This window comes from Arthrobacter sp. N199823, from assembly GCF_002929705.1.
Lineage (GTDB): Bacteria > Actinomycetota > Actinomycetes > Actinomycetales > Micrococcaceae > Specibacter.
In genome coordinates, this window is the sequence record NZ_PJIN01000001.1 from 221,899 (window position 1) to 236,369 (window position 14,471).

Here is a 14,471-nt window from a genome sequence, read left to right on the forward strand (position 1 = left end):
GTCTGCCGTGCGGGCGGCGTCTTGGTCAACGTTCGACGGCGTATCTCACCGTGGGTGCCTCCTCGCACGTGCCGCTGGGGTCAAGTCGCTGGAGGGCGACGTGCCGCGGAGGAGTGGGCGTAATAGCTGCGATATTATCTGTGTGATAGCAGCCCCAACGATAGAATCCTATAGGATTTAGACTATGAAGCCATTGACAGCCCCCCACGCCATTAGCCGCCAGGTTTTGGCTGATCACGTCTATGACGAGATTTTGGAATCTCTGATGGATGGGCGCCTGATGCCTGGGGATGCAGTGAGCATTGACGGGACCGCCCGTGATCTGGAGGTCTCTCCTACTCCGGTCCGCGAAGCCTTGGCTCGTCTGGAACATACCGGGCTCGTGCAACGCGCTGCCCTGAAAGGTTACCGCGTAGCACCACTGTCATCCGCCGCGGAAATGGCCCAATTGATGGAAGCGCGGCTGGTGATTGAACCAGTTAATACTCGGCTGGCTGGCGAGGTCATGACGCCAGAGACCTTGGCCGCTCTGGAGCAGTCCATTCATGATTTGGCGACGGCGCCGCGCGGGCCATCGTTTGCAGAGTTTAGGGATTATTTCGACGCGGATGAGCGCTTTCATCGGCTCATTGCGGAAAATGCCGGGAATCCGTTTTTGCTCGCTGCGTACAACGCCCTCGGTGGCCAGGTGCAGCGTTTTCGGCTCTTCAGCGGCGTGGGTATCACTGATGCCAACTTCGCCATTGCAGAACACCGAGCCATTTTTGAAGCCTTCCGTGACGGAGACGTCGAGGGCGCAGCCGCCAAGATGACCGAGCATGTCTCCAACGTTCGCGCCCGAGCCATGGCTGACGCGCCAGCTGAATCATCAGCAGAGTAACCACAGCACAACCAACAACCAGCTGCCGGCAATCAGCAAGTCGTAATCACAAGGCGCCCGCCCCTCAGGCACTCAGCTCGTCGCCTTGCACAACCACGGGCCGCCCATAGCCACGCGCCCAAGCGCCAGCCGCTAGGCCGGCATGCCCGCTAGTTGACGCGCAATAGTCCGTTGCTGGCGGGCTTCGTTGTACCCAAAATCAGCCCCAAAGCCACGCGTCGCAGACCCACCCTGCGCATCACTGGCCTCAGCGCGAGCCTTTGCAGTGGGTTCCGTACGGATCGGCCGACTCCATGTCTGGTGCACGCCCGGCATTATTTCGTTCAAATACTCCCGGATGAATGTGACGCTTGACATATCGGATTTCTTTCACGATAGTAGATCCTATAGGAAACAGGATTCATCACAAGGGAGTGAAACTATGGCTTACACAGCCGAAAATTGGCCCATCTCAGCGGCCCTGCTGCAGTTCTCAAACACCAACGCAGCTGGCGTTCACATCAACGAAGCAGATTCGTCAGCTTGGGTGGAAGTCTTTCAGGAAGTTAAAGATGCCGGCTTCGCCAACGCAGATTTGACGGACAGCTGGGTTCGCCCCGGCGAGCTCAGCGAATCACGACTTGCTGAATTCAAGGCGGCTGCAGATCATGTAGGCATTGGTATCCCGGTCATCTCCGCTATCCGCAGCAGCGTCATCGAAGAAGCCAACTGGGAAGCCAACCTGGCCTACAGCCACCGCACCATTGACGCCGCAGCGGCGCTCGGTTGCGAAGTTGTCTCCGTAGGCCTGCACCAGGCGCTGACAGCAGAGCAGCAGAAGCAGTTGTGGTTCTGGACCGTTCAGGGCCACGTGGATCCGGTGGGTGACACCGCAACCTGGAACAAGGCAGTTACTCGCCTCCGCGAACTGGGCCAGCACGCAGCCGAGGTTGGCGTCTTGCTCTCCTTGGAAATGTACGAGGACACCTACTTGGGCACTGCGGATTCTTCCGTTCAGCTGGTTCAAGACATCGACCTGGCCAATGTGGGCCTCAACCCGGACATTGGCAACTTGATCCGCCTGCACCGCCCCATCGAGGACTGGCGCGAAGTGGCTGCCAAGGTCTTGCCGTACTCCAACTACTGGCACGTCAAGAACTACATCCGTGATGAGAATGTGGCCCGCGGCCAGTACGTGGCCATGCCGGCCCCCATGGAAAGCGGCTTGATCAGCTACCGCGAAGCCTTCAAGATTGCCATCTCCGTTGGCTACCAAGGCATCATCTGCACCGAGCACTACGGCGGAGACGGCCTGAGCGTTACGGCACGCAACCAGGAATACCTCCGTTCGCAGATCTTGCCGAAGACCGATGGCTACGCACTAGGCACCAGCCAAGTAGCGCAGGGCCGCCAAGCTCCTGCACCGGCAGCCTCGCTGCTCACCGTCTAAGGCATTCGCTAGGCCGTTGGCAGGAGCCGGGGAAATCCACCCCTGCCAACGCCAAAGCATAAGACTGAAGAAGGAATCATGACTCAGATATTCGACAATCCCGCTGAATTTGCGCACGATGCCCTGGACGGCTTCGTGGCCGCGAATCGGCAGTACGTTGCCCGCGTTGATGGCGGCGTGGTCCGCTCGACCGAGATGAACCAAGGGCAGGTCGCCTTGGTTGTTGGTGGCGGCTCCGGACACTACCCGGCCTTTGCTGGCCTTGTAGGCGCCGGACTCGCAGCCGCATCAGCCTGCGGAAACATGTTCGCCTCACCGGCCGCAGGGCAGATTTACCGCGTGGCAAAAGCCGCCAACATGAACGGTGGCGTGCTGCTCAGCTACGGCAACTACGCCGGCGATGTGCTGCACTTCGGCCAGGCCCAGGTCCGACTCAACGCTGAGGGCATCGAAACTCGCACCGTTGTGGTCACCGATGACATTGCCAGTGCACCCCTCAACGAGTGGGAAAAGCGCCGTGGCATTGCCGGGGACCTGACAGTGTTCAAGGTTGCCGGAGCCGCCGCCGAAGCCGGGTTGAGCTTGGATGAGGTGGAACGCCTTGCCATCAAGACCAACTACCGCACCCGCTCATTGGGCGTTGCCTTTGACGGCTGCACCCTGCCGGGTGCGCAGGAGCCACTGTTCCACGTTCCTGCCGGAATGATGGCGTTGGGCCTGGGCATCCACGGCGAGCCTGGCATCTCCGAACACCCCATGCCAACGGCGTCCGAGTTGGCGCAACTGCTGGTCTCGCGTCTGCTGGCTGACAAGCCTGACGACGCCGGTACCGAGGTTGTGGTGATCGTCAATGGTCTGGGAACCGTCAAATATGACGAGCTGTTCCTTCTATTTGGCAAGGTTGAAAAGCTCCTGAGTGAAGCAGGCCTGAGCGTTATTGAGCCCGAGTGCGGGGAATTGGTGACCAGTCTGGACATGTCCGGCCTGTCTCTGACCCTGCTGTGGCTCGACGACGAACTTAAGGAATACTGGGCGGCACCTGCCGACACCCCCGCGTTCCGTAAGGGCACATCAACTCCTCGTGCACAGCGCAGCGTTGCTGCTCACGTCGCAGCAGAGGCAGTACAGCTTGAGGTACCCACCCCGGCCGCGGCTGCGTTGGGACTCCAAGCGGTGGGTGCCGTTGGTGCCATTCGCGGCGTGGTCATGGAACACGAAGAAGCCTTGGGAAACCTTGACGCCATTGCTGGCGACGGCGATCACGGCATCGGCATGCGCCGTGGCGTTGACGCCGCCAGCGCCGCCGCGCAAAAGCGCGCCGAGGTTGATGGTGGCGCATCAGTTGCTTCGGTCTTGACCGCGGCCGGCGAAGCCTGGTCAGAGAAGGCCGGCGGCACCTCGGGCGCGTTATGGGGAACGGCGTTTATCGCGGCCGCAGCTGCTCTTGGTAATAGGGAGTCATATTCGCCTGCTGACGCAGCCCTTGCCGTCGCTGCGTTCACTGACGCCATCACCACCTTGGGTAAAGCCGAGCCGGGGGACAAGACCATGGTGGATTCCATGATCCCGTTCCGGGACGCATTCCTGACGAACGTAGCGGCTGGCAACTCAGTGGTCGATTCACTCAAGGATGCCGCCGTTGTTTCCAAGAACGCCGCAGCAGCCACGGCCAATTTGCGCCCCTTGAAGGGCCGCGCCCGCCCGTTGGCAGAAAAAAGCCTGGGGCACCCTGACCCCGGAGCCATCTCCTTCGGCTTGATCGTAGAGCGCTTGGGCCAACATTTTGAGAACGAACTAATGGAAAGTGGGACACGAGCATGAGCTCCACGGAATCAACCGGTTACCGGATCATCGTCGGCAATGACGAGGCTGGCGTGGAATACAAGAACGCATTTGTAGCACTACTTGAGGCAGACCCTCGTGTCCACTCAGTGCAGGACATTGGCGTCGGAGCGAACGACAACCGGGCCTACCCGCACATTGCCGTCGATGCAGCACGTATGGTGGTTGACGGAAAAGCTGACCGGGCGCTACTGATTTGCGGTACCGGTTTGGGCGTCGCCATTGCAGCCAACAAGGTCCCCGGCATCCGTGCCGTCACCGCACACGACAGCTATTCGGTGGAACGCTCCGTGCTGAGCAACAACGCACAGGTACTCACCATGGGTCAGCGCGTTATTGGCTTGGAGCTGGCCAAGAGGCTGGTCACCGAATGGCTTTCCTACACTTTCGATGAAACTTCTGCCTCGGCGGACAAAGTCGACGCAATTTGCTCCTATGAACCGAACTACACGAAGGCCATCTGATCATGAGTAATACAGTAGAAAACACAGAAACACAGCTGCAGTTCGCCGTCGTAGGTTCCGGCTACATGGGTGGCGGCATCGCCCAGGTTCTGGCACTGGGTGGAGCCCGCGTGGCCCTGGCCGATGTCTCGGCAGAGATTGCCGCAGCAAACTACGAGCGTCTGCTGGTGGAATCAGACCAGTTTGTTGCTGACGGTTTGTTCCCCGCCGGCTCCACCGAGAAGCTACGCAAGAACCTGTGGCCGGCCAAGGACATTGAGGAAGCAGTCGCCAACGCGGACTTCATTGAAGAAGCCGTCCCGGAAGTCATTGCCATCAAGCATGCGACCCTGGCTCGTATCAGCGCCGCTGCCCGCCCGGACGCCATCATTGGCTCCAACACCTCCACGATCTCCATCGCCGATTTGGCTGAGCCCGTGATCAACCCGGAGCGTTTCTTGGGCGTTCACTTCTCCAACCCCTCGCCGTTCATCCCTGGTGTGGAAATCATCCCTCACGCTGAAACCTCGGCAGCCACCGTTGGCGCAGCCCGTGACATGGTCCACTCAACCGGCAAGCAGACGGCTGTTGTCAAGGACGTCACCGGCTTCGTGTTGAACCGCCTCCAGTACGCGCTGTTCCACGAGGCTGCCCAGCTGGTTGAGCAGGGCATCGCCACGGCGGACGACGTCGATACCCTGGTCCGCACCACCTTCGGCTTCCGTTTGCCGTTCTTTGGCCCCTTCGCCATTGCCGACATGGCCGGCCTGGATGTTTACGACTTCTGCTACAAGTCCTTGCAGACCGGATTCCCCGAGCGCTTTGCCACCCCGAAGATCCTCAGCGATCTGGTAGCGGCCGGCAAGTTGGGCACCAAGACCGGCTCCGGCTTCCTGGATGTCCCCGCCGAAAAGACGGCAGAGCTCATCGCGTACCGCAACAAGGCTTACGTAGCCATGTCAGCGTTGCTCGAAGATCTCGGCCCGGCTCCCATCCACTAACTGGCATCAGCCACCCACATTCCTAGGAGAAGCTATGTCTGAAACCGCCGGAAAATTCCCCGCAGAACGTACCGCCATCATCACCGGAGCCGTCTCCGAACGCGGTATTGGCCGGGCAACCGTCAACTACCTGGCTGAGAATGGCTGGAACATTGGCATCATCGACTTAGATGATGCAGCCTGCAAATCAGTGGCCGCAGCAGTCGCCGCGGAGTTCGGGGTCAAGGCGCACGGTGTTGGTGCCAACATCGGGGACGAGGCCTCCGTTCGTAAGGCCATTGACGAGCTGGAGGCAGAACTGCCGCAGATCGTGGCACTCGCCAACGTTGCCGGTGTCAGCTCGCCGGTGGGGTATTTGGAAGTAACTCCCGAGGAATGGAACCGGGTGCTGAACATCAACCTCAACGGTGTTCATTACGCCACGCGCCGTGTTGCCGAATCCATGGTGAAGAACCACATTGGCCGGATCGTGAACATCTCCTCCGTGTCAGCACAGCGTGGCGGCGGAACGTTCTCCAAGACGGCCTACTCCGTTGCGAAGGCCGGCGTCATTGGTTTGACCCGGTCAACCGCACGTGAACTGGGCCCCTTCGATATCACCGTCAACGCCATCTCACCTGGCCCTATTGATACTGACATCATGGGCGGCACGCTTTCGCAAGAACGCAAAGACGAACTGACCCAAGACCTCGTCGTCAACCGTGTGGGAACCACGCGGGACATCGCAGCAGCTATCCACTTTTTGATCAGCGAAGACACCGGATACATCTCCGGTCAAACGTTGAACGTGGATGGCGGACTCTACATGCACTAGGAGCTTTGATGAATAACCAGAATTCCGTCAAGTGGACCTTGGCCCGCAAGTTGTACCTGGCCGTAGGGATCGTCATCTGTGGTGTTGCCATTGTCTTGATGACCTACCCGCGCTAACCCAGACCGTAGGCGTTCTTAAATTTGAAAGTTTGACTCAACGAGGAGTTTCGCATGGCAACATCACCCACGCAGGAGACCGTAGCAATAGAGTCTCCAGCGCTTAAATCAGCAATTAAGAAGGCGACCTTCCGGCTCATGCCGATGCTGGTCATCCTCTACATCGTGGCCTTCCTGGACCGCACCAACGTTGGCTTCGCAGAATCAGCCTTGGAAATGGACCGCGGCATCACCGCCGGAGCCTACGCTCTCGGTGCCGGTATCTTCTTCATTGGTTACGCCATCTTTGAAATCCCCAGCAACTTGATGATGAAGAAGGTGGGTGCCAAGTTCTGGCTAGCTCGCATCGCCATCACCTGGGGTATTGTCTCGGCCTGTTTCGCCTTTGTTCAAGGAGATACATCCTTCATCGCGCTGCGCTTCCTGCTCGGTGTGACCGAAGCCGGTCTGTTCCCCGGTGTCATCATGTACCTGGCCGAATGGTTCCCCAACAAGCACCGCGTGAAGATGTTCGCCATCTTCTACCTGGCACAGCCGTTCTCCCAGGTCATCGGCTCGCCGTTGTCCGGATGGCTCATCAACATTGGTGACCAGGTTCCCGGCGTTCACGGCTGGCAGGTCATGTTCTTCGTTGAAGGTTCACTGGCCATCATTGCCGGTATCTTTGCCTTCTTCCTCCTCATCGACGGGCCACAGAAGGCCAAATGGCTCCGGCAGGATGAGAAAGATGCGCTGACAGCGGCCATGGAGCAAGAAGACACCATTAAGAAGGAGTCCGGCCCGTCCGGTGTCAAGGCAGCATTGACCAATGGCCGTGTCTGGTACTTCACCATCATCTACTTCTGCCTCCAGATCGCCGTTTACGGTGTGACCTTCTACCTGCCGCAGCAGGTGGCGCAGTTGACCGGACAAAAGGTGGGCCTGAGCGTTGGCCTCCTCGCAGCAGTCCCGTGGTTCTTCGGAATGTTCGCCTGCATCTTGATCGGCCGTTACGCCACCACGGTTATTCGCCGCCGCGTGCTCGGTACCTGGCTCTTTGTTTCCACAGGCATGTGCATCCTTGGTTCGGCCTGGGCTGGTGCCAACCACCTCCCGGCAGTGGGCATCATTTTCATCACGCTGGCGGTATGCAGCTTCCTCGCCATTGGTCCCATCACCTGGTCATATCCGACGGCGTTCCTCACCGGCACAGCGGCGGCTGCAGGTATTGGGCTGATCAACTCCTTGGGTAACCTGGGCGGATTCGTGGCACCGATCATGCGTACCAACATCAATGAAACCTTTGCTTCTGAATCAGGGGCCATGGGGATTGTGGCCTTGGGCATCCTGCCCTTCGTGGCTGCGCTCATGATGTGGGGCACCCGCCGTTTCAAGACCAAGGCTGATGACCTGCTCGAGAAGTAAAACGAACAAAAAAAGCAGCAACTCGTTAGTGAAAGTAGAAATATCGTGACGGCGCACCATGCAACAGACAGCTTGCCCACCGCAGTAGCGCCACCTCTCTATATAGGTGTCAGCAGCAAAATGTACATGGGCTACGCAGACAGCTTGCGCTGGCTGCAGGAGTTGCGTCACGAAGTGGACACCCGCCCGGCTCTTGCAGCCGGGCGGGTGGTCCCGTTTGTCATCCCGTCCTTCCCGGTGCTGCCGGCCGCGGCTGCCATCATTGAGGGCTCGCCACTGCTCCTGGGTGCACAAAACTCCGGTTGGGCCGATGGTCCGTGGACCGGAGAAGTAGCCCCGTCCATGCTCGCCGAGCTGGGCGTTACCCTGGTGGAGCTGGGGCATGCCGAGCGGCGTCGTCATTTTCATGAAGACAACGCCATGGTGGCGCAAAAAGTGGCAGCAGCCTGGGCCGCGGGCATGACACCGTTGCTGTGCGTGGGAGAGCTGGAGCATGCGGAGCCGGCAGTAGCTGCCCACGTGGTTTTCGAGCAGATTGCCGCAGCGGTGGGGGATTGGGACAGTGCCGCGGACCTGGTCATCGCCTATGAACCGGTATGGGCCATTGGTGCACCGGAACCAGCCAACCCGGCCTACATTTCCGCAGTTGTTCAGGCCCTGCGAGACCTTCTGGCGCAGCATCAACTAGCCGCGCTACCCATCATTTACGGAGGCTCGGCCAAGCCCGGACTCCTCCCCGAACTGAACGGCGTCTCCGGGCTCTTCTTGGGACGATTTGCCCACGAAGCCCGCAACTTTGGGGCCGTGCTCGATGAGGCCCTCGCCGCCCAATACGGCGCTCTTGACGTCAACTAGACTTGGGGGTGTGAACACTCGGCCCGCAGCACCGCATTCCAGTCTTCCGGAGCACCCACGCGCCGGGGCCGAATGCGGGCGTGTGTATTCCGGGTTGCAGCCCGCAGAGCGGACTCGGGAACGGTACCAGAAATTCATAGACGCCGGCATTGAGCTGTTTGGCACCGTGGGCTATGCCTCGGCCAAAATCAAGACCTTGTGCCATTGTGCGGGGCTGAGTGAGCGCTACTTTTACGAGTCCTTCGATTCCCGCGAACAGCTGCTGACCGAGGTGTATGAGACGGTGTCCACCGAGCTCATGGTCCAGGTGACCGAGGCCTTGTCAGATCCTGAGGCCAACCCCAAGGATGCCATCCGCGCAAGCCTGGCCGCCGTGGTCAACTTCATGCTGGGCGATCCCCGCCATGCCCAAATCATCCTCGTGGAAATTGTTGGGGTTTCCGAAGAGCTGGAAGCAAAACGCCACCAGGCCATGAGCAATTTTGCAGGCCAATCGATGGGTGCCCTGTTGATACTGGCCGGGATCAAAGCGTCCGTGGTTAAGCAGCTACTCGGCGGGGACCTGGGCAGTCACGGTGGCGGTAGCAACCCCGGTGACAGTGCAGGAGCGCGTCTGCAGGCCGTTGACCCGAACCACCCCCTTGCCGAGGCGCTGGAATTTGCCCGCCTGACGTCCATCTCCATGGTGGGTGGGGTGAACAATATGCTGCTGGACGCCGTGATTGGCGGAACTACCACTAACTCAGAGCGCATCATCGAGGTCTCTTATCAGTTGCTGTGCAACGCCTCCTCCGGGATCAGGGCATTGTCTGGCACCGATGCAACTGCTGCTGCTCCGAAAGTAACCCCTGCAACGTAACTATTGGTTGCATAGCGGCAAAGTGACACGATGGAACCATGACCTTCCCTGAACTCTTTGCCGGTTATTGGTGGTTACTCTTCCCGCTGGGAGGTATGGCGGCCGGCGGCTTCAAGGCCTTGTTTGCATCCCGTGAACGTGCGCAGGAACGCGCCCATGCACGCCAGATCGAGATGTACAAACTCCAGCACCCGGAAGCGGCGGCACTGGATCCTGCCAACCGCCAGCAGCCGTTTGCGAATACCGTCAGTCTGGCCAAGGACGGGTATTCAGAAGCTGATGTTGCCAGGGTCAAGGGTGAACACGATTCCGTCAACAAGCGGTGGCTCAGCTATGAGTTGGACGTTGGCAAGCTGATCGACTTCCCCATGATGAGCGATGTCCGCCAGCCGTTGACCGTTGCATTCTTACGGGCCAAGCGCGACGCCGATGCTCTCCGCCCTCTCGAAGGCGATGAGATCTCTGCCAAAAGCCGTTGGGACGATTACCGCAACGCCGTGAACGCCTTCGCCGTGGCCTTTGATATCGCGGAAAAAGAAGCCCACAGGATCAAGGACTCTGCGTTCAATGATGGGGAACGCCAGCGCCTTGGCACTGCGCGCAAGCTGGTGAACATTGCCGAGGATGACGCCGCCAGCCCTGCCGAGCGTCAAACGGCCTATAAGCGGGCACGCAAGGAACTCGACGGTCTGATCGTTCTTCCGGACGTCACCATCGCCTCGCTCGAACAAAAAGTGGCCCGCATGCTTGACGGCACCGCAGGCTAACAAACGTCTCTCGCGGTGCGTCGCCGCGCTCATTCTCCTCCCACAGCAAGGATCCGAACCCGTGAACGCCCCGAGCACCGCCTCCACTGTTAGCGCTAACCTACCCTCTGCACTGACCGCCAACCTGGCCGAGCACCCCTAAGAGAGCGTTATGGACCTGAAAAATCCAGGTCCTGGCACTGGCGGGATCCGTCCGCGCGCGCACGTGGAGACTGGCTTGCCCACTCTCTCGCTCAATGGCGACTGGCGCTTTCATTACGCACCAACCCTGGCTGCGGCCCCTCTGGGTGTTGAGTCCGAGACGTTCGACGACGCAGCCTGGGACACGCTGACCGTCCCCTCGAGCTGGAACTTCCATGGCTACGGCGCTCCCGCCTATACCAACGTGCAGTTCCCTTTCCCGTTGGATCCGCCGTACATGCCGGATGCCAATCCGGTAGGAGATCATCGCCTCCACTTTGATGCAGGGGATCAGTTCCTCAACGGCGCCATCTTACGGTTTGATGGTATCGATAACGCTGGAACGATCTGGCTCAACGGAGTGCTGCTGGGCACCACCCGCGGATCCAAGCTGCTCCAGGAGTTCGATGTCAGTGAGGTGCTGCGGGCCGGTAAGAATCTGCTGGTGGTGCGAGTGTCACAATTTAGTGCCTCCAGCTACTTAGAGGACCAGGACGCGTGGTGGCTGCCGGGGATCTTCCGCGACGTGACCTTGCTGGCCCAGCCGGCCAGCGCCGTGCGGGATGTTTTTGTCCACGCGGGCTTCACCCCCAGCAGCGAGGGGACTGGTACCGGCACCTTGCGCGTGGAACTTGATCCACCGCTACCGGGAACCGTCGTGGAGATTGCCCAGCTGGGCTTTTGCGAGACCCTTTCGTTTTCTGAGGCCTCGGCAGAGGCCTCAGCGGAAAACGCCGGCAGCGTAGCTTCCGCCAGCACCGCGGGAACGTCACAGACACTCAACGTGAGCGGTGTGGAGCCTTGGAGCGCCGAATCGCCCACCCTCTACCAGCTGCGGATCACCACGCCTGTGCAAACCCTGAGCCTGAACGTAGGCTTTAGGAGCATCACAGTGGAGGACGCGCAGATCAAACTCAACGGCGAGCCACTGCTCTTTAGGGGCGTCAACCGGCATGAACACAACCCGGATCTGGGCTGCGCCGTTCCGCAGGAGCAGGTGCTGCGTGAGCTGCACCTGATGAAACAACACAACATCAACGCCATCCGGACCTCCCACTACGCCCCGCATCCATTCCTGCTGCACGCCGCAGACCGGCTGGGCTTCTACATCATTGACGAGTGCGACTACGAAACGCACGGCTTTGAACATGGTGATTGGGCCGGCAATCCCAGCGCTGAACCGCAGTACCGGGACGCCCTGCTGGACCGTATGCAGCGTCTGGTGGAGCGGGACAAGAACCACCCCTCGATCATCATGTGGTCGTTGGGTAATGAGGCAGGTAAGGGAGCCAATCTTGAGGCCATGGCACAGTGGACCAAACAGCGCGACCCCGAGCGGTTGGTCCACTATGAGGGTGACTGGGCCTGCCCCTACGTGGACGTGTATTCACGCATGTACGCCGCCCCTGCCGAAGTAGAGCTGATCGGCCGCCAACAAGAACCGCCCCTGGAAGATCCTGAGCAGGACAGCCACCGGCGCACCTTGCCGTTCATCCTCTGCGAATATGTGCACGCCATGGGCAATGGGCCCGGTGGCCTGCAGGAATACCAGGACTTGTTCGATAAATACCCGCGGCTCCAGGGAGGCTTCGTGTGGGAATGGATGGAACACGGCATCCGCCAACACACCCTGGACGGAGAGGCCTACTTTGCCTTCGGAGGCGACTTTGGCGAAAGGGTCCACGATGGGAACTTTGTCATTGACGGCTTGGTGTCTGCGGATTTGGAGCCGCGCCCGGGCCTGTTGGACTTCAAAAAGGTAGTGGAACCGCTGAGCCTGATCATAGATCAGCACTGGCAGAGCCTGAGCGTTCGCAACAAGTATGACTTCCTTGATACCTCTCATCTTTCGTTCATCTGGAAGGTTGAGGGGACCGAAGGTTGCGTGGCACAAGGCACGCTCGAGGTGCCCGTGACAGCGGCGGGTGAGGAGTCCGCCGTCGTGCTTCCGGCGGAGCTGAGCGGCCTCTTGGGGGAACAACGAGTGGTTTTGATCAGTGCAGTGCTCGCCGCCGAGCAACCGTGGGCGCCATCCGGGCATCAGATCGCGTGGGGGCAGCAGGGGCAGGTTGCCGCGCCGCTTCCTGAAGTGATGGCTGATGGGCACGCAGAGGTACAGGGGCGGAAGGTGCACTTTGGACCAGCCGTATTTAGCCTGGACACGGGGGAGCTGAGCGAGTTCAAGGGCGTGCCGCTCAATGGCCCGCGGCTGACCGTGTGGCGCTCGCCTACTGACAATGACAACGGCAGGAATTGGGCGCTGCCGGGCGCTCCCCGTGATGCGGACACGTGGATTGCTGCCGGCCTGCCGTTACTGGAGGGCCGTTTGCAATCGATGGAGCACGGCGGCGGGAAGCTGACGGTGCGGGTGCGCTACGGTACGCCAATTCTCCGGCACCATGTGGATGTTGAGTATGTGTGGAGCACCGACGGGCTCAGTCTTGAGCTGGCGGCCACGGTGGAGCCGGGGCCGGGATGGGGCGTAAGTTGGCCGCGCGTCGGCTTTGATTTCGAGTTGCCGGGCGAGTTTTCACAGGCGTCGTGGACCGGATTCGGGCCGGGACAACGGTACCCCGACACGGGTATGGCTGCGCGGCTGGGCTGGTTCAGTGCCTCCATTGAGGAACTCCAAGTACCGTACGTGCGGCCGCAGGAGAACGGGGCGCGGGCGGGAGTCTCGTACTTGCAACTGGCGGCACCCGCGGCCGGGCAGAGCATCACCTTCCAGAGTGAATCGATGGCATTCACGCTGCGTCCGTGGTCCCAGACTGTGCTCACGGCGGCCAGACACACGCCGGATTTGGTGGCTGATGGCATGAGCCACCTGACGCTGGATGCAGCAGTGCAGGGAATTGGCACGGCGTCATGCGGACCCGGCGTGCTACCGGCCTACCGCTTGGCACCGGGAACGGTGAGTTTCACAGTGGTGCTGTCCTAAACGGGTTCTGTCCTGAACGGATGCTGTCCTGAACGGATGCTGGGCAGCTCTTACCCAGCAACGCTTCAGCGTCCGGGGGTATGCTGACACAAACTTCTAAGGGGTCTTTTATGAAACGAACAGTAGTCATCACCGGTGCCAGCGACGGGATCGGGGCGGCAGCGGCAAAAATGCTGGCGTATCCGGGGGACACCTTGGTTTTGGTGGGACGCTCGCCGGAGAAGACCCGCGCCATCGCGGAGGAACTGGACGCCGACTATTCTCTGTGCGATTTCAGTGAGCTAGAACAGGTACGCGCGCTAGCTGCCTCACTTGCACAGAAGTATCCGCGCATTGATGTCCTGGCAAACAACGCCGGCGGCATCATGGCGGACCGGGAAGAAACCGTGGACGGGCATGAGAAGACGTTTCAGGTGAACCACCTGGCCCCGTTCCTGCTCACCACCTTGCTCATTGACAATTTGGTGGCTAGCCGGGCCACCGTTATCAATACCTCAAGTGCGGCGCACAAACTGATGGCGAAATTCGACATTGACGATCTGGACGCTCGCAAGCACTACAGTCCCAGCACGGCCTATGGCAACGCCAAACTCGCGAACATCTTGTTCACCAAGGAGTTGCAGCGCCGCTACGGGGACCACGGCATTAACGCAGCTGCCTTCCATCCGGGCGTGGTGGGCACCAATTTTGCCGCCGAATCAACTCCCCTGATGAAGCTTGGCTACGGACCCATTGCCAAGCGCCTGCTGCTCTCTCCGGAACAAGGTGCAGACACGTTGCTGTGGCTAGCCACCACAATCCCCGGAGTTGTTTGGACACCGGGGGAGTACTACGCCAAGCGCAAAATAGCCAAGACGAGCCGGCAGGCGCAGGATCCCGCGTTGGCCGTGCAATTGTGGGAGCACAGTGACGCCATGGTGACGGCGGTCTAGAGCCTCAAGCT

Annotated in this window: 12 protein-coding genes; all 12 read left to right on the forward strand. The window is 60.1% G+C overall.

Annotation, left to right across the window (positions count from 1 at the left end; translation table 11 throughout):
• The first annotated feature begins 184 nt into the window (after positions 1-184).
• The 12 genes from CXQ93_RS00985 to CXQ93_RS01045 all read left to right on the forward strand — a co-directional run bounded on the left by CXQ93_RS00985 (position 185) and on the right by CXQ93_RS01045 (position 14,460).
• Positions 185-880: a GntR family transcriptional regulator gene (locus tag CXQ93_RS00985; protein ID WP_104108627.1), complete on the forward strand. Its 696-nt coding sequence runs from the start codon at positions 185-187 to the stop codon at positions 878-880.
• Between the two features lie 421 nt (positions 881-1,301).
• On the forward strand, positions 1,302-2,309 hold the full coding sequence (locus CXQ93_RS00995) for a sugar phosphate isomerase/epimerase (RefSeq protein WP_104108629.1): 1,008 nt from the start codon (positions 1,302-1,304) through the stop codon (positions 2,307-2,309).
• Between the two features lie 78 nt (positions 2,310-2,387).
• Complete coding sequence (locus tag CXQ93_RS01000) at positions 2,388-4,130, forward strand: dihydroxyacetone kinase family protein (RefSeq protein ID WP_104108630.1); 1,743 nt, start codon at positions 2,388-2,390, stop codon at positions 4,128-4,130.
• A complete protein-coding gene (locus tag CXQ93_RS01005) occupies positions 4,127-4,615 on the forward strand; it encodes a ribose-5-phosphate isomerase (protein WP_104108631.1) in 489 nt (162 codons plus the stop codon). The genes CXQ93_RS01000 and CXQ93_RS01005 overlap by 4 nt, the downstream gene beginning before the upstream one ends.
• A gap of 2 nt (positions 4,616-4,617) precedes the next feature.
• Positions 4,618-5,595, forward strand: coding sequence for a 3-hydroxyacyl-CoA dehydrogenase family protein (locus CXQ93_RS01010; protein ID WP_104108632.1), 978 nt, complete (start codon positions 4,618-4,620; stop codon positions 5,593-5,595).
• Between the two features lie 34 nt (positions 5,596-5,629).
• Positions 5,630-6,409 carry an SDR family NAD(P)-dependent oxidoreductase gene (locus CXQ93_RS01015; protein ID WP_104108633.1) on the forward strand — a complete coding sequence of 260 codons (780 nt, stop codon included), beginning with the start codon at positions 5,630-5,632 and terminating at the stop codon, positions 6,407-6,409.
• Positions 6,410-6,579: 170 nt separating this feature from the next.
• On the forward strand, positions 6,580-7,929 hold the full coding sequence (locus CXQ93_RS01020) for an MFS transporter (protein ID WP_104108634.1): 1,350 nt from the start codon (positions 6,580-6,582) through the stop codon (positions 7,927-7,929).
• Positions 7,930-7,974: 45 nt separating this feature from the next.
• Positions 7,975-8,784, forward strand: coding sequence for a triose-phosphate isomerase family protein (locus tag CXQ93_RS01025; protein ID WP_258068508.1), 810 nt, complete (start codon positions 7,975-7,977; stop codon positions 8,782-8,784).
• A gap of 10 nt (positions 8,785-8,794) precedes the next feature.
• Positions 8,795-9,643, forward strand: a complete 849-nt coding sequence (locus tag CXQ93_RS01030) for a TetR/AcrR family transcriptional regulator (RefSeq protein ID WP_181035999.1) — start codon at positions 8,795-8,797, stop codon at positions 9,641-9,643.
• Between the two features lie 38 nt (positions 9,644-9,681).
• Positions 9,682-10,410, forward strand: a complete 729-nt coding sequence (locus CXQ93_RS01035; protein WP_104108637.1) for a hypothetical protein — start codon at positions 9,682-9,684, stop codon at positions 10,408-10,410.
• A gap of 151 nt (positions 10,411-10,561) precedes the next feature.
• A complete protein-coding gene (locus tag CXQ93_RS01040; RefSeq protein WP_104108638.1) occupies positions 10,562-13,528 on the forward strand; it encodes a glycoside hydrolase family 2 TIM barrel-domain containing protein in 2,967 nt (988 codons plus the stop codon).
• A 110-nt stretch (positions 13,529-13,638) separates the two neighbouring features.
• Positions 13,639-14,460 (forward strand): SDR family NAD(P)-dependent oxidoreductase, encoded by an 822-nt coding sequence (locus CXQ93_RS01045; RefSeq protein WP_104108639.1) that lies wholly within the window; start codon positions 13,639-13,641, stop codon positions 14,458-14,460.
• Positions 14,461-14,471: the final 11 nt, after the last annotated feature.